Source organism: Streptomyces mexicanus (assembly GCF_902506575.1).
GTDB lineage: Bacteria > Actinomycetota > Actinomycetes > Streptomycetales > Streptomycetaceae > Streptomyces > Streptomyces mexicanus.
Genome location: NZ_LR732544.1, coordinates 4,020,040 through 4,034,897, shown reverse-complemented (window position 1 = coordinate 4,034,897; position 14,858 = coordinate 4,020,040). Strand labels below are relative to the sequence as shown.

Below are 14,858 nucleotides of genomic sequence, written 5' to 3'. Positions count from 1 at the left end.
TTTTCCGAGCGAAGCGATCAGGGGACCACCTCCACCGGTTCCGGCTTCCCGGCGAAGTGATCAGAGGACCACCTCCCCGGGTTCCGGCTTTCCGAGCGCAGTGATCAGGGGACCACGAGCAGCACCTTGCCGATGTGTGTGCTCTCCTCCACGACGCGGTGGGCCGCCGCGGCGTCGCTCATCGGGATCTCCCGGTCGATGATCGGCCGCACATGTCCGTCGGCGATCAGCGGCCAGACGTGCTCGCGGACGGCCGCGACGATGGCCGCCTTCTCGTCGAGCGGGCGCGCGCGCAGCGAGGTCGCGCTGACCGCGCCCCGCTTGGCGAGCAGGGTGCCGATGTTCAGCTCGCCCTTCGTGCCGCCCTGCATGCCGATGATCGCGAGCCGGCCGTTGACGGCGAGGGCGCGCACGTTGCGGTCCAGGTACTTGGCACCCATGTTGTCGAGGATCACATCGGCACCGGCGCCGTCCGTGGCCCGCGCGATCTCCTCGACGAAGTCCTGCTCGCGGTAGTTGATCAGGATGTCGGCGCCCAGTTCGGCGCAGCGGTCGAGCTTCTCCTTGGTGCCCGCCGTGACGGCGACCTTCGCGCCGACGGCCTTGGCGAGCTGGATGGCCATGGTGCCGATGCCGCTGGAGCCGCCGTGCACGAGCAGGGTCTCGCCGGGGCGGAGATGGGCGACCATGAAGACGTTCGACCAGACGGTGCAGACCACCTCGGGCAGCGCCGCGGCCTGCTTGAGGTCCAGGCCCCGGGGCACGGGCAGCAGCTGGCCGGCCGGGACGGCGACCTTCTCGGCGTAGCCGCCGCCCGCCAGCAGCGCACACACCTCGTCGCCGACCGCCCAGCCGGACACGCCCGGGCCGAGCGCGGCGATCCGCCCGGAGCACTCCAGACCGGGGTAGTGCGAGGCGCCGGGCGGCGGGTCGTAGTAGCCCTGCCGCTGCATGATGTCGGCGCGGTTGACGGCGGCGGCCGCCACCTCGACCAGCACCTCGCCGTCACCGGGTACCGGATCGGGCACCTCTTCCCAGGCCAGCGCCTCGGGACCGCCGGGTTCGGAAATCGTGATCGCATGCATGGAGCCGACGCTACTCCTCACCGTGTTCCGGGCCGCGGTGCACGGCACGCGCACCGGCCCGGGATGCTCTGCGTGGATGTCCGTGCGGATGTCAGTCCTGGGGCAGCGGCCGGGTGTCCGGGGTCACCCGGGTGGCCGGTGTGGCACGGACGATCGTGATCAGACGGTCCGTCAACCGCAGCGGGGCGACGGACGGATCGTCGTAGCCGAGGACCCGGTGGCCACGGACCACGCTGACCACGAGGTCGTCGATCTCGCGCGGGCTTCTGCCCGCCTCCGCCTTGGTCACGGGCCGTTCGACCAGGTCCAGGCCGCTGCCCTGCTGGATGAGGTCCTCCATGACCATGCCCGCGGCCGGGCTGAGCACGGACAGTCCCAGCAGGCGTCCGGCCGCGCTCGCGCTGGTGATCACCGCGTCGGCGCCGGACTGCTTGAGCAGCGGCGCGTTCTCCTCCTCCCGCACAGCCGCGACGATCTTGGCCTGCCGGTTGAGCTGCCGGGCGGTGAGCGCGACCAGCACCGCCGTGTCGTCGCGCTGGGTGGCGATGATGATCTGCCGGGCCCGCTGCACCTCCGCCCGCTTGAGCACCTCGCTGCGGGTGGCGTCCCCTATCACCCCGGCGTACCCCTCGGCCGTGGCCGCGTCGATCACCTTCGTACTGGGATCGACCACGACGACCTGCTGCTTCTTCAGGCCCGTCGCACAGACGGTCTGGATCGCCGACCTGCCCTTCGTGCCGAATCCGACGACGACGGTGTGATCGCGCAAGGTGGACCTCCAGCGGCTCAGGCGCCAATCCTCCCGGGTGCGTTCGGTGAGGACTTCGAGCGTGGTGCCGACGAGGATGATCAGGAACAGCACACGCAGCGGCGTGATGACGAGGATGTTGGTGAGGCGCGCACTGTCGCTGACCGGCGTGATGTCGCCGTACCCGGTGGTCGACAGGGTCACCGTGGCGTAGTACGCCGCGTCGAGGAGATCGACGGAGGAGTCGGCGTTGTCGTGGTAGCCGTCGTGGTCGGCATAGACGATCACCACGGTCACGACCAGGACCAGCAGGGCCATGGCGAGCCGCTTGCCGACCTGGCGTATGGGGCGCTCCACCGCTTTTCTCGGGAGTTTCACCCGGTGGGTCACGAGATGTTCGTCCGCCTGGCGGGCGATCGCGTCATGGCCCGGAAGTTTCACGTGAAACACACCCCGATTCCGGCGGCGGCCCAGGGCAGATCCAGCAGCTCGGCCTCCTGACCGGGGCGGGCACCACCCGGCGGCACGACGGCCAGGGCATCGGCCGCGGCGACACCGCGCAGCATGGCGGGGCCGTTGTAGCGCAGCGGGACGGCGTGGTCGCCGCGCAGCACGACGGGGACGAGCCGGGTGTCGTACGGGTGCCCGTGCACCGCGCCCTGCAGCGGCAGCGTGTACGGCTCCGGGGCCGGGCGCGCGGCGAGCGTACGCAGCACCGGCTCGGCCAGGGTGAGCAGGCCGGAGACGGCCGCGAGCGGGTTGCCGGGCAACCCGACCAGGAGCTGGTGCTCGCCGGTGCGGGCCAGCAGCATCGGATGGCCGGGGCGCACCTTGACGCCGTCGACCAGCAGCTCGGCACCGATACGGCTCAGGATCGGATGGACGTGGTCGACGGGGCCGGCGGCGGTCCCCCCGGTGGTCACGATCAGCTCCGCTGCGGACCGGGTGACGGCCTGCTGCAGGGCCTTGGCGTCGTCACCGATCCGGCGTACGCGGATCACCTCGGCGCCCAGCGCGCGCAGCCACGGCGGCAGCATCGGGCCGAGCGCGTCCCGGATGCGCCCGTCGTGCGGCAGGCCCTCGGTGAGCAGTTCGTCGCCGAGCACCAGGACCTCCACGCGGGGCCGGGGCACCGCGGTCAGCGTGTCGTACCCGGCGGCCGCGGCCAGGCCCAGCACCGCCGGGGTGACCAGGGTGCCCACGGACAGCAGCTGTTCCCCGGTGCGGCACTCCTGCCCGCGCGGCCGGATGTCCTGGCCGTGTCCCACCTCGCGGGTGGCGTACAGCATGCCCTTGGCGTCGGTGCGGCCGTGCTCGGAGCGCAGGACGGCCGTGGTGTCCTGCGGGATGCGGGCACCGGTCGCGATCCGCACCGCCTCGCCGTCGGTGAGCGGCGCGGGCCGCTCGTGCCCGGCGAGCGCGCCCTCGTCGCGCACGTCCCAGGGGCCGGGGCCGGCCACCGCCCAGCCGTCCATCGCGGAGGTGTCGAAGGAGGGCAGGTCGGTGAGGGCGAGCAGCGGCTCGGCCAGCACCAGGCCGAGCGCCGCCTCCAAGGGCACCGAGACGGGCGCGCGACCGGCGGCGGCACGGGCGGCGCGGGCGGCCCCGGCGGCGACCTCACGGGCGCGGTCCCAGGGGGTGGCCCGGTGGTGGGCGTCCGCGGAGTGCGCGGCCTCGTGGCCGGTGCGCCCGCCCAGGGAGGAGGCCGGGACGGGGCCGCGGCCGGGTTCCTTCACGAGCGCGAGCGCCTCCTCGACGTCCAGGTCCTCGGCGTCCTGGCCGGTGTCCACACCGCGGGCGGTCATCCGGCGTCCGGGCGGGTGTCGGGCGTGGCATCCGGAGCCACGTCGGGCTTGTCCTCGGCAGTCTCCTCCTGCGCCCAGCGCAGTGCGAGGGCGGCGGCCTTGCGGGCGGCCTCGGCGACGGCCTGCGGGCCGCCCTCGCCGCGCGCGGCCGCGTAACCGACGAGGAAGGTGGTCAGGGGCGCCGCGGGCCGGGCCACGCCGTGAGCGGCGTCGCGGGCCAGATCGAGCAGCACGCCGGTGTCGACGTCCAGGTCGATGCCCAGCTCGTCCTTGACTGCGGAGATCCATTCATCCAACACGTGACCATGCTCCCTGATGCGTGCCCTGGCGGCGGCGATGTCGTCCCAGGTGTCGCAGTCGAACGACGCGACGTGGTCGGGGACGCGAGTGAGGTCCAGCGCGGCGGTCAGCCGGCGCAGCGGCAGCCCGGTCAGGGCGCCGTGTTCCTGGGCGAGCGCGGCCAGCGCGTCGCGCAGCGCGCGCGTGCGGTAGGCCGCCACGAGCGGCTGGTCACGGCCGTCGGCGTCGGTGAGCAGCACCCCGTCGGCGCGGCCGGCGCGCAGCTCGTCCAGCACCCGCCGCACGGTGGCCGGGGCGAGGAAGGGCAGGTCGGCGGAGAGGACGACGACGTGCTCCGCCGTGGCATGGCGCAGGCCCGCGTCGAGCGCGGCGACCGGGCCGCCTCCGGGCGGTTCCTCGCGCACCCACCGGACGGGGCGCGCGGTGGGCCGGGGCGCGGCCACCACCACGGTGGTGCGCGCCCCGGCACAGGCGCCGAGCACCCGGTCGAGCAGCGTCCGGCCGCCGACCCGCACCGCGGGCTTGTCCGCGCCGCCGAGCCGCCGGGCGGCGCCACCGGCGAGAACGACGGCGTCGTACGCCGGGGCGGGCGCGCGGCCGCCGCCCGGGGCTGCCACGTCGAGGGCCGGAGCGCCGGGCGGGCCGGGGGGCTCGTGGGCGGTCATCCCCCGAGTATGCGGCCCACCCGCGATCACAGGGAACGCGGGCGGAAACTCTTCCTCACCGCGTGCGCGCTCACAGGGTGCGCAGCAGCACCGCCGGCTGTTCCACGCAGTCCGCCACGTACCGGAGGAATCCGCCCGCCGTACCGCCGTCGCACACCCGGTGGTCGAAGGTGAGCGAGAGCTGCACGACCTGCCGCACGGCCAGTTCGCCCTCGTGCACCCACGGCTTGGGGACGATACGGCCGACGCCCAGCATGGCGGCCTCGGGGTGGTTGATGATCGGTGTGGAGCCGTCGACGCCGAACACGCCGTAGTTGTTGAGCGTGAAGGTGCCGCCGGTGAGTTCCGCGGGCGTCAGGGTTCCGGCCCGGGCCGCCTCGGTGAGCCGGGCGAACTCGGCGGTCAGCGACTCGGCGTCGCGCGCGTGCGCGTCCCGGACGACGGGGACGACCAGCCCGCGGTCGGTCTGGGCGGCGAAGCCCAGGTGCACGCGGTCGAGCAGGACCACTTCGCGGGCCTGTGCGTCGACGGTCGCGTTGAGCTGCGGGTAGCGGGCGAGCGCGGCGGTGCAGATCCGGGCCAGGAGGGCGAGCAGGGAGATCTTCGGCCCGCCGGCCGCGTTCATGGCCGCCCGGGTGCGCATCAGCTCCGTCGCGTCGGCGTCCACCCAGCACGTCGCGTCCGGGATCTCGGCCCGGCTCCGGGACAGCTTGTCGGCGACGGCGCCACGGACTCCCCGGAGGGGGATGCGCCTGCCGGGTGCGGGGGCCGCCGGGGCGGGCTCGGTGGTCGGGGCAGGAGCAGTGGCCGTGGTGGGAGGAGTCCCGGCGGCAGCGGTCGGTGTGCCGGTGGCACCGGTCCACGTGCCGGCTTGGACGGCGGGGGACGGCGTTCCGTCCGCTCCGACCGGTGCCGCCCCGGCCCGCAGCGCGTTCTCGACGTCCGCGCGCAGGATCAGTCCCTCGGGGCCGGAGCCCGCCAGCCGTCGCAGGTCCACGCCGTTCTCCCGGGCCAGCCGGCGCACGAGCGGGGAGATCACGGGCACGGGTCCGTCGGCCGCGGGGGCGGACGGACCGGCGCCTGCCGCGTCCGTCGCCGGGGCGGACCTGCTGATCCCTGCCGCGTTCGTCGCGGGGGCGGATGTACCGGCGCCTGCCGCGTCCGTCGCCGCACGCCCGCGAGATCCGGCCGGTGCCGGCCGTACCCGGCGGCGGCGGGCCGTGGGCGCGCCTGTGCCGTAGCCGACCAGGACGTTGCCGGAGGTGTCGGCCGCCCGGTCCGCGGCGGCCGGTCCGGGCGCCGCGGACGGCTCGCCCACCGCGACCGTCAGCAGCGGGGCGCCCACGGGCAGTTCGGTGCCCTCCTCGCCGAAGCGGGCGGTGACCACACCGCCGTAGGGGCAGGGGACCTCGACCGTCGCCTTGGCCGTCTCCACCTCGACGACGGGCTGGTCGACGGTGACGACGTCGCCCACCTCGACCAGCCAGCGGACGATCTCCGCCTCGGTGAGGCCCTCCCCGAGGTCGGGCAGCTTGAACTCCAGCACCTGTGCCATCAGTTGTCGGCCTCCCACTGCAGACGCGCCACCGCGTCCAGGATCCGGTCGACGCCGGGCAGGTGGTGCCGCTCCAGCATCGGCGGCGGATAGGGGATGTCGAACCCGGCCACGCGCAGCACCGGCGCCTCCAGGTAGTGGAAGCAGCGTTCGGTCACCCGGGCGGCGATCTCCCCGCCCGGGCCGCCGAAGGAGCCCGACTCGTGCACGACGACCGCGCGGCCGGTGCGCCGGACCGACGCGCACACCGTGTCGTCGTCGAACGGCACCAGCGAGCGCAGGTCGACGACCTCCAGGTCCCAGCCCTCGGCGCGGGCGGCCTCGGCGGCTTCGAGGCAGACCGGCAGGGACGGGCCGTAGGTGATGAGCGTGGCGCTGCGGCCGGTGCGCCGCACCACCGCGCGTCCTATGGGTTCCACGGCCGGCGGCTCATCGGGGTTCCAGGTGTCCTTCGACCAGTACAGCCGCTTGGGTTCGAGGAAGACGACCGGGTCGTCGGAGGCGATGGCGGCGCGCAGCAGCCCGTAGGCGTCGGCGACGGTCGCGGGCGTGACGACGTGCAGGCCCGGCGTCGCCATGTAGTAGGCCTCGGAGGAGTCGCTGTGGTGCTCGACGCCGCCGATGCCGCCGCCGTAGGGGATACGGATGGTCAGCGGCAGCGGCATCTTTCCGCGCGTGCGGTTGCGCATCTTCGCGACATGGCTGACGAGCTGTTCGAACGCCGGGTAGGCGAACGCGTCGAACTGCATCTCGACGACGGGGCGCAGGCCGTACATGGCCATGCCGACGGCGGTGCCGAGGATGCCGGCCTCCGCCAGCGGTGTGTCGGTGCAGCGGTCCTCGCCGAACTCCTTGGCCAGGCCGTCGGTGACGCGGAAGACACCGCCGAGCGTGCCGACGTCCTCACCCATGATGTGCACCGTGGGGTCGTCGGCCAGGGCGTCGCGCAGCGCGCGCGTGAGGGCCTGGGCCAGGGTGGCCGGCTTGAGCGCGACGGTGGTCATCGGGCCGCCTCCTGCTCCGCCTCGGCCTCCAGCTCGGCCCGGAGCAGGTCCTGCTGCTCCCGCAGTTGCGGTGTGGGCTCGGCGTAGACGTGGGCGAACAGGTCCATGGGGTCGAGCGCCGGGTCCTCGTGCATGCGTTCACGCAGCCGCGCGGCCATCGTCTCGGCGTCCTCACGGACCGCGGCGATGCCCGCCTCGTCGATCAGCCCCCGCTCGGTCAGCTCCCGTTCCAGCAGGTGGACCGGGTCGTGGCCGCGCCAGGCCTCGACCTCGGCGTCGGCGCGGTAGCGGGTGGCGTCGTCGGCGTTGGTGTGCGCGTCGATGCGGTACGTCACCGCCTCGACCAGGGTCGGGCCGCCTCCCGCGCGCGCGTGCCGCACGGCCTCGGTGAGCACCTGGTGCACGGCGGCGGCGTCGTTGCCGTCCACCAGGCGGCCCGGCATGCCGTATCCGACGGCCTTGTGGGCCAGTGAGGGCGCCGCGGTCTGCTTGGCGAGCGGGACGGAGATGGCGAAGCCGTTGTTCTGCACCAGGAAGACCACCGGGGCCTGCTGGACGGCGGCGAAGTTCAGCGCCTCGTGGAAGTCGCCCTCGCTGGTGCCGCCGTCGCCGACCAGGGCGAGCGCCACCACGTCGTCGCCCTTGAGGCGGGCGGCGTGGGCGAGTCCGACGGCGTGCGGCAGCTGGGTGGCCAGCGGCGTGGACAGGGGGGCGACGCGGTGGGCGTAGGGGTCGTAGCCGGTGTGCCAGTCGCCGCGCAACAGGGTGAGGGCCTCGACGGGGTCCACGCCGCGGGCCACGACGGCGAGCGTGTCGCGGTAGCTGGGGAAGAGCCAGTCGCGCTCCTGGAGGGCGAGCGCGGCGGCCACCTCGCAGGCCTCCTGGCCGGTGCTGGAGGGGTAGACGGCCAGCCGGCCCTGCTTGGTCAGGGCGGTGGCCTGCGTGTTGTACCGGCGGCCGCGGACCAGCTGCACGTACAGACGGCGCAGCAGCTCCGGGTCGGCCTGCGCCGCCGCCGGTGTGCCCAGGACGCGGTAGGGCTCCGGGTCGGGCAGCAGCGGCGCGGGGTCCGTGCGGGGCTGCCAGGCGGGCGGCGGCGATGGCCGGTAGGCACCCCGCTGCTCCATGACCGTCATGACGGCACCTCCTCGTGGGAGCGGCTACGGGAGGCGCGTCGGCTGTGACCCGCCTCACCTACCGATTGTTCGGTCGCCGGCACAATTTGGCTACAGGCGGCCCCAGGCTGTGGACAAACGGTTCTCCACTGCGTGGGATGGACGCAGTACGTCCATGGTAGGGAGGTGGGGGAACATGGCACCTGAACAAATGGCTGAGGACCCGGACGACGCCGCCCTGCCGCCGCCGCGCCCGCTGGACGCCGTCGATCACGACATCCTCCGGATGCTCCAGACGGACGGCCGCGCCTCGATACGGTCGGTCGCCGAACGAGTGCACGTCTCGCGCGCCAACGCCTACGCCCGGATCAACCGCCTCGTCGAGGACGGCGTCATCCGCGGCTTCGGGGCGCGCGTCGACCACGAACGCGCCGGGCAGGGCACATCGGCGTACATCACGCTGAAGATCGTGCAGAACTCCTGGCGCACGGTGCGCGAGCAGTTGCGCAGGCTCCCCGGCGCCTCCCACATCGCCCTGGTGGGCGGCGACTTCGACGTCCTGCTCCTGGTGCACACGCCGGACAACCGGGCGCTGCGCGAGGTGGTGCTCACCCGGCTGCAGGCGATCCCCGAGGTCCTCGGCACGCGCACCCTGCTGGTGTTCGAGGAGGAGGACGTGGATCCGCAGATGTGATCCGGCGCGGGCGGCGCCCAGGGCTTCGCGCCCCTGCGGCCTCCCTGCCGGCTCGGGCCCCCGGCGGCCTCCCTGCCCTCTCGTTCAGCCGCGCGTCAGCGCCTCGGCCGGCCGTCCCCGCGCAGCCCTCAGCCGCCCCCGCGGAGCCCTCGGCTGTCCTTTCCCAAGCCTCAGCCGCCCTTGCGCAGCCCGCCGAACACCAGCCGCGCCACGGCGTCGGCCACCTCCCGCTCGCCCATGCCGCGTCCGTCCGGCCGGTACCACTCCACGATCGAGTTGATCATCCCGAAGACGAGCCGGGTCGCCAGCCGCACCTCCACGTCACCGCGCACGTCACCGTCCGCGGCCGCCGCCTTCAGCAGCTCGGCCACCCGGTGGTCGAACTCCCGCCGCCGCTCCAGCGCCCACCGCTCGGTCACGGTGTTGCCCCGCACCCGCAGCAGCAGGGTCACATAGGGCAGTTCGGCGATGAGCACCTCGACCATGCGCCGCACGACGTACTCCAGGCGCTCGGCGGCGCGGCCCACGCGCGCGTGCTCCTCGTCGAGGATCCCGAAGAGCCCGTCCAGCGCCCGGCTGACGGCGCGGCGCAGCAACTCCTCCTTGCCGGCGACGTGGTGGTAGATCGAGGACTTGGAGATACCGGCGGCCTTCGACAGGTGCTCCATGGAGGTGCCGTCGTATCCGCGCTCGTTGAAGACGCGCACCGCCACGGACAGCAGCGTCTCGGGGGTGTACGTGTCGCGCTTGGCGGTGGTCATGGGGTGGCCTCCCGCTTGTCGGTGGCGTTCGCGTGGCGGTACAGCGCCAGGGACGGGGCACAGCGGCCCGAGGGCTCCCGCAGGTGCAGGTCGTCCAGCAGGCCGTAGGCCCAGGTACGGCCGAGCCGGCGGCTCCATTCGAACGGGCCGAGCGGGTAGTTGACGCCCAGCCGCATCGCGGTGTCGATGTCCTCCTCGGTGGCCACGCCCTTGGCCACGGCGTCGTACGCCAGGTCGACGATGCGGGCGACCGTGCGGGCGACGATCATCCCCGGGACGTCTCCGATGACGCTGACGTCCTTGCCGAGTGCCTGGAACAGGCCGGTGGCCTCCGCCAGGGCCTGCGGGGAGGTGTCCTGGGAGGCGGACAGGGCGATGCGGGTGGCCCGGCGGTAGTCCAGCGCCAGGTCGAAGTAGACGACGTCGCGGAACTCCACGGAGGTCTGGCCGTCGGCGAGCACCAGATGGCCACCGCTGGGCAGCACCAAGCGGGTGCCGTTGTCCTCGTCCTCCTCGCGGACGGCGATGCCCGCCTCGCGGATCATGGCGAGCAGCTCGCCGGCGGGCCCGAGGTCGCCCTCGGCCACCACGTGCGTGGGGGGCTGTGCCTTCTCGGCGGTGTGCGGCTCGGGACGCTCGGCGCCCTCCGTGTAGTCGTACCAGCCGCGACCGCTCTTGCGGCCGAGCCGGCCGGACTCGACCAGCCGGCGCTGGGCGAGCGACGGCGTGAAGCGGACGTCCTGGAAGAAGGACTGCCACACCGAGTGCGTCACCGCCTCGTTGACGTCCTGGCCGATCAGGTCGGTCAGTTCGAAGGCGCCCATCCGGAAACCGCCGGACTCGCGCAGCACGGCGTCGATGGTGGCGGGGTCGGCGGCCTGGGCCTCGTAGACGGCGAAGGCCTCGGCGTAGAAGGGGCGCGCGATGCGGTTGACGATGAAGCCGGGGGTGTCGGCGCAGGCGACCGGGGTCTTGCCCCAGGCGCGGGCCGTCTCGTACGCGCGCGTGGCCGACGTGACGTCGGTGGCGAACCCGGAGACGACCTCCACCAGCGGCATCAGCGGGGCCGGGTTGAAGAAGTGCAGGCCGACGAAGCGGCCCGGGACGCGCAGCGCGCCGCCGATGGCGGTCACCGACAGGGAGGAGGTGTTGGTGGCGAGCAGGCAGTCGTCGGCGACGATGTCCTCCAGCTCGCGCAGCAGCTCCTGCTTGACGTCCAGCCGCTCCAGGACGGCCTCGACGACCAGGGCGCAGTCCGCGAGTGCGGTGAGGCTGTCGACGGGCTCGAGCCGGGCCCGGGCGGCGTCCCGGTCGGCGCCGCTGAGCCGGTCCTTGGCCACGAGCCGGTCGAGCCGGGCACCGATCGCGTCGGCCGCCTCGCGGGCCCGGCCGGGAACGGCGTCGTAGAGCCGTACGGAGTGGCCCGCGACCAGCGCGACCTGGGCGATGCCCTGGCCCATGGTGCCGGTGCCGACGACGGCCACGGGGCTGCTGAGGTCGAGTGCTGTCATGAGCGCGATCCTCCCGCACGGCGTTTTCCACAGCTGCGGCGGACCCCCCTGGCCCGGCTTTCCACAGACGCGCCGAAGCCCTTGCCCCGACCGATCGTTCGGTTACTCTAACTCTGACCGGCTGTTCCTGCCCATGTTTCCGCCAGGTCTTTCCGCCAGGTCACGAGCTCGACGAGGAGCTTTCGACGACGAGGAGTTGGTCCCGCATGGCCGCCGCACTCACCGCGCACGAGCTGATCACCCGGCACCGGCCCACCCTGGACCAGGCGCTGGAGGCGATCCGCACGCGCGCGTACTGGTCGCCCCACCCCGAGCACCCCAAGGCCTACGGGGAACACGGCAGCCTGGACGCGGCCGCCGGCAAGGCGGCCTTCGACGCCCTGCTGGGCACCCGCCTGGACCTCGGCCAGCCCGGCACCGACGGCTGGGTGGGCGGCGAGGTCTCGCCCTACGGCATCGAGCTGGGCGTGGAGTACCCGCACGCGGACCCCGACGTGCTGCTGCCCGCCATGAAGGCCGGCCGGCCCGCCTGGCGCGACGCGGGCGCGGAGGTCCGCGCCATGGTCTGCCTGGAGATCCTCAAGCGGATCAGCGACCGGACGCACGAGTTCGCGCACGCGGTGATGCACACCTCCGGCCAGGCGTTCATGATGGCGTTCCAGGCGGGCGGCCCGCACGCCCAGGACCGCGGCCTGGAAGCGGTGGCGTACGCGTACGCGGAGCAGGTGCGCACCCCGGAGACCGCCGAGTGGACCAAGCCGCAGGGCAAGCGCGACCCGCTCGCGCTCACCAAGCGGTTCACGCCGGTCCCGCGCGGCATCGGCCTGGTCATCGGCTGCAACACCTTCCCGACGTGGAACGGCTACCCGGGCCTGTTCGCCTCCCTCGCCACCGGCAACGCGGTGCTGGTCAAGCCGCACCCGCGTGCGGTGCTGCCGCTGGCCCTCACGGTGAAGACCGCCCGCGAGGTGCTCGCCGAGGCCGGCTTCGACCCGAATCTGGTGGCGCTGACCGCCGAGCGCCCGGGCGAGGGCATCGCCAAGGCGCTCGCCACCCGCCCCGAGATCAGGATCATCGACTACACGGGCTCCACCGCCTTCGGCGACTGGCTGGAGACCCATGCCCGCCAGGCCCAGGTCTTCACGGAGAAGGCCGGCGTCAACACGGTGATCGTGGAGTCCACCGACCACTACCAGGGGATGCTCGCCAATCTGGCCTTCTCCCTGTCGCTGTACAGCGGCCAGATGTGCACCACCCCGCAGAACCTGCTGATCCCCCGGGACGGCATCCGCACCGACGCCGGCCCCAAGACGTTCGACGAGGTCACCGCCGACCTCGCCCAGGCGGTCGACGCCCTGCTCGGTGACGACGCGCGCGCGAACGCCCTGCTCGGCGCGATCGTCAACCCGGACGTCAAGGCCCGCCTGGAAGCCGCGGCCTCCCTCGGCGAGGTCGCTCTCGCCTCCCGCGAGATCACCAACCCCGACTTCCCGCAGGCCGTCGTGCGCACGCCGGTGATCGTGAAACTGGACGGCTCCAAGCCCGACGCGGAGGCCGCCTACATGAGCGAGTGCTTCGGGCCGGTCTCCTTCGCCGTCGCCGTCGACTCCGTCGACGCCGCGGTGGAGCTGCTGCGGCGCACCGTCCGCGAGAAGGGCGCGATGACGGTCGGCGCCTACACGACCGACGCGGAGGTGGAGCGCAAGGTCGAGGAGGTGTGCCTGGAGGAGGCCGCCCAGCTCTCGCTCAACCTCACCGGCGGGGTGTACGTCAACCAGACGGCCGCCTTCTCCGACTTCCACGGCTCCGGCGGCAACCCGGCGGCCAACGCCACCCTCACCGACGGCGCGTTCGTGGCCGGCCGCTTCCGGGTGGTGGAGGTCCGCCGCGAGGCGTAGCCCTTCCGGGCCAGGGCCAGGGGCAGGGGCAGGACCAGGATCAAGACCCGTTGATCAAGTCCCGTTGCACGGCGCCTCACGAGGCGGGTGCGCCCCCGGTGGCACTCCAGTGGTACAGCGTCATGGCCACGCTGGTGGCCAGGTTGTAGCTGGAGACCTGGGGGCGCATCGGCAGGGCCAGCAGGTGGTCGGTGCGCGAGCGCAGCTGCGCCGACAGGCCGCTGCGCTCCGATCCGAAGGCCAGCACGGCGTCGTCGGGCAGCTTGACCCCGCGGATGTCCTCGCCCTCCGGATCGAGCGCGAACAGCGGCCCGCGCGGAAGCTCCTCCACGGTCAGTCGCTCCACGACGGTCGCGAAGTGCAGCCCCGCCCCGCCGCGCACCACCGTGGGATGCCAGGGATCGAGGGTGCCGGTGGTGACCACCCCCGTCGCCCCGAATCCGGCGGCCAGCCGGACCACCGCGCCCGCGTTGCCCAGGTTGCGCGGCTGGTCCAGGACGACGACGGGCGCACGACGGGGCACGCGCTCCAGTGCCCGCAGGTTGTCCCGGCGGCTCGGCCGCACGGCCAGGGCCGCCACGGCGGTGGGATGCGGCCGCGGCACCAGGGCCCTGTACGTCTCCTCGGCGACCTCGGTCAGCAGGGCGTCGAGCCGCTCCCGCACGTCCGGCGCCAGCTCGTCGGCGAGGGCGAGCGCCGCCTGCCGGTCGGCGGTGACCGCCACCGGCACCTCCGCCCCGAAGCGCACCGCGTGCTTCAGGGCGTGGAAGCCGTCGAGCAGCACGCAGGTACCGGCGAGCCGGGGCCAGGAACGGAGCGGGTCGGTCATGCCGGGAAGCCTACGCGCGCCGGCTCACCGTCCCGCCCGGAGTGCTTGCCCTCCGCCTCGGGGCGGGACCCGCGCCGCGTCAGGCGGGCACGCGCGCGCGTGGCCCACCCGCCGATCCGCCGCAGGAAGGACGTCGGCAGGAACACCGAGTCCGCGGCGATCATCGCCAAGGAGAAGAACGGCAGCCCCAGGACCACCGCGATCACCGCGTGCTCGGTCATCATGGCCACCAGCAGGACGTTCTTGACCCGTCGGTTGAACAGCGTGAACGGGAAGGCGACCTGCGCGATCACCGTCCCGTAGGTGATGACCGCCATCAGCGTGCCGTTGGCGGACAGCAGGTCGGCCAGCGCCGGCCAGGGCGAGAAGTAGTCCAGGTGCAGCGGGTAGTACACGGCCGTGCCGTCCTGCCAGCGCGACCCCTGGATCTTGTACCAGCCGGCCGTCGCATAGATCAGACACGCCTCAGCCATGATCACGAACATGGCGCCGTTGTGCACGATGGTGCCGACGACATCCAGCAACGCCCGCGGTTGCGCCCACCGCGCGCGCCGCCCCACGGCCCAGAACAGCCCCTGGCCCGCCCAGACCGTCCACAGGATCGCGGGCACCAGCCACTCGCCCTGTACCCTGTCTCTTATACACATCTCCGAGCCCACGAGACAGGCAGAAATCTCGTATGCCGTCTTCTGCTTGAAAAAAAAAAAAAAAAAAAAAAAAGAAAAAAAGTCCGCGTTCTTTAAAATAACCCTCCTACGTTTCCTTCCTTCATGTGCAGCCTTCCCAAAGGTGCTCCGCCTTAGAAACATCCTCAGGCTCATACCGCTCCCACTGCCCCTCAGCCACCTCAACCTTGTTATCCTAATCCCCCGCACATACAACATCCTT

At 73.1% G+C, this 14,858-nt stretch carries 12 protein-coding genes and 1 pseudogene; 2 read left to right on the top strand and 11 right to left on the bottom strand.

The features are described 5' to 3' along the window. Positions 1–104 precede the first annotated feature (104 nt). The 7 genes from GV126_RS18060 to pdhA form a co-directional block, all read right to left on the bottom strand. Positions 105–1,085, bottom strand: coding sequence for an NAD(P)H-quinone oxidoreductase (locus tag GV126_RS18060; RefSeq protein WP_159667884.1), 981 nt, complete (start codon positions 1,083–1,085; stop codon positions 105–107). A gap of 91 nt (positions 1,086–1,176) precedes the next feature. Continuing rightward, positions 1,177–2,274: a potassium channel family protein gene (locus GV126_RS18055; RefSeq protein ID WP_159667881.1), complete on the bottom strand. Its 1,098-nt coding sequence runs from the start codon at positions 2,272–2,274 to the stop codon at positions 1,177–1,179. Then, positions 2,271–3,638 (bottom strand): molybdopterin molybdotransferase MoeA, encoded by a 1,368-nt coding sequence (locus GV126_RS18050; RefSeq protein WP_159667878.1) that lies wholly within the window; start codon positions 3,636–3,638, stop codon positions 2,271–2,273. Before GV126_RS18050 ends, GV126_RS18055 begins: the two co-directional genes overlap by 4 nt. Then, the gene (locus tag GV126_RS18045; protein ID WP_159667875.1) at positions 3,635–4,603 is read right to left on the bottom strand and encodes an NTP transferase domain-containing protein; all 969 of its coding nucleotides are present in this window, start codon (positions 4,601–4,603) and stop codon (positions 3,635–3,637) included. The genes GV126_RS18050 and GV126_RS18045 overlap by 4 nt, the downstream gene beginning before the upstream one ends. Before the next feature lie 70 nt (positions 4,604–4,673). Then, positions 4,674–6,158 (bottom strand): dihydrolipoamide acetyltransferase family protein, encoded by a 1,485-nt coding sequence (locus GV126_RS18040; RefSeq protein WP_159667872.1) that lies wholly within the window; start codon positions 6,156–6,158, stop codon positions 4,674–4,676. Next, the gene (locus tag GV126_RS18035) at positions 6,158–7,162 is read right to left on the bottom strand and encodes an alpha-ketoacid dehydrogenase subunit beta (protein ID WP_159667869.1); all 1,005 of its coding nucleotides are present in this window, start codon (positions 7,160–7,162) and stop codon (positions 6,158–6,160) included. The genes GV126_RS18040 and GV126_RS18035 overlap by 1 nt, the downstream gene beginning before the upstream one ends. After that, on the bottom strand, positions 7,159–8,298 hold the full coding sequence (gene pdhA, locus GV126_RS18030; protein WP_159667866.1) for a pyruvate dehydrogenase (acetyl-transferring) E1 component subunit alpha: 1,140 nt from the start codon (positions 8,296–8,298) through the stop codon (positions 7,159–7,161). The genes GV126_RS18035 and pdhA overlap by 4 nt, the downstream gene beginning before the upstream one ends. Before the next feature lie 190 nt (positions 8,299–8,488). On the opposite strand from pdhA, the gene GV126_RS18025 reads away from it, so the two are divergent. Next, positions 8,489–8,971 (top strand): Lrp/AsnC family transcriptional regulator, encoded by a 483-nt coding sequence (locus GV126_RS18025; protein ID WP_159673865.1) that lies wholly within the window; start codon positions 8,489–8,491, stop codon positions 8,969–8,971. Positions 8,972–9,141: 170 nt separating this feature from the next. Here GV126_RS18025 and GV126_RS18020 read toward each other — a convergent pair whose 3' ends face one another. Together GV126_RS18020 and GV126_RS18015 are read right to left on the bottom strand one after the other, a co-directional pair. After that, entirely contained in the window at positions 9,142–9,732 is a 591-nt protein-coding gene (locus tag GV126_RS18020; protein WP_159667863.1) for a TetR/AcrR family transcriptional regulator, read from the bottom strand. Further along, positions 9,729–11,243, bottom strand: a complete 1,515-nt coding sequence (locus tag GV126_RS18015; RefSeq protein WP_159667860.1) for a 3-hydroxyacyl-CoA dehydrogenase — start codon at positions 11,241–11,243, stop codon at positions 9,729–9,731. The genes GV126_RS18020 and GV126_RS18015 overlap by 4 nt, the downstream gene beginning before the upstream one ends. Positions 11,244–11,449: 206 nt before the next feature. On the opposite strand from GV126_RS18015, the gene paaN reads away from it, so the two are divergent. Next, a complete protein-coding gene (paaN, locus tag GV126_RS18010; protein WP_159667857.1) occupies positions 11,450–13,141 on the top strand; it encodes a phenylacetic acid degradation protein PaaN in 1,692 nt (563 codons plus the stop codon). Positions 13,142–13,217: 76 nt separating this feature from the next. Here the strand turns inward: paaN and GV126_RS18005 are convergent, their stop codons facing one another. Continuing rightward, on the bottom strand, positions 13,218–13,970 hold the full coding sequence (locus GV126_RS18005) for a TrmH family RNA methyltransferase (RefSeq protein ID WP_159667854.1): 753 nt from the start codon (positions 13,968–13,970) through the stop codon (positions 13,218–13,220). Beyond that, positions 13,967–14,602 (bottom strand): annotated as a pseudogene (locus tag GV126_RS18000) (HTTM domain-containing protein); the annotation flags it as partial. The pseudogene GV126_RS18000 and the gene GV126_RS18005, both read right to left, overlap by 4 nt. Between the last annotated feature and the right edge of the window lie 256 nt (positions 14,603–14,858).

Excerpts from the sequence above, each read along its gene's own strand:
- GV126_RS18060 (WP_159667884.1), bottom strand. The coding sequence starts at position 1,085 with ATGCATGCGATCACGATTTCCGAACCCGGCGGTCCCGAGGCGCTGGCC.
- GV126_RS18050 (WP_159667878.1), bottom strand. The coding sequence starts at position 3,638 with ATGACCGCCCGCGGTGTGGACACCGGCCAGGACGCCGAGGACCTGGAC.
- GV126_RS18045 (WP_159667875.1), bottom strand. The coding sequence starts at position 4,603 with ATGACCGCCCACGAGCCCCCCGGCCCGCCCGGCGCTCCGGCCCTCGAC.
- GV126_RS18040 (WP_159667872.1), bottom strand. The coding sequence starts at position 6,158 with ATGGCACAGGTGCTGGAGTTCAAGCTGCCCGACCTCGGGGAGGGCCTC.
- GV126_RS18035 (WP_159667869.1), bottom strand. The coding sequence starts at position 7,162 with ATGACCACCGTCGCGCTCAAGCCGGCCACCCTGGCCCAGGCCCTCACG.
- pdhA (WP_159667866.1), bottom strand. The coding sequence starts at position 8,298 with ATGACGGTCATGGAGCAGCGGGGTGCCTACCGGCCATCGCCGCCGCCC.
- GV126_RS18025 (WP_159673865.1), top strand. The coding sequence starts at position 8,489 with ATGGCTGAGGACCCGGACGACGCCGCCCTGCCGCCGCCGCGCCCGCTG.
- GV126_RS18020 (WP_159667863.1), bottom strand. The coding sequence starts at position 9,732 with ATGACCACCGCCAAGCGCGACACGTACACCCCCGAGACGCTGCTGTCC.
- GV126_RS18015 (WP_159667860.1), bottom strand. The coding sequence starts at position 11,243 with ATGACAGCACTCGACCTCAGCAGCCCCGTGGCCGTCGTCGGCACCGGC.
- paaN (WP_159667857.1), top strand. The coding sequence starts at position 11,450 with ATGGCCGCCGCACTCACCGCGCACGAGCTGATCACCCGGCACCGGCCC.
- GV126_RS18005 (WP_159667854.1), bottom strand. The coding sequence starts at position 13,970 with ATGACCGACCCGCTCCGTTCCTGGCCCCGGCTCGCCGGTACCTGCGTG.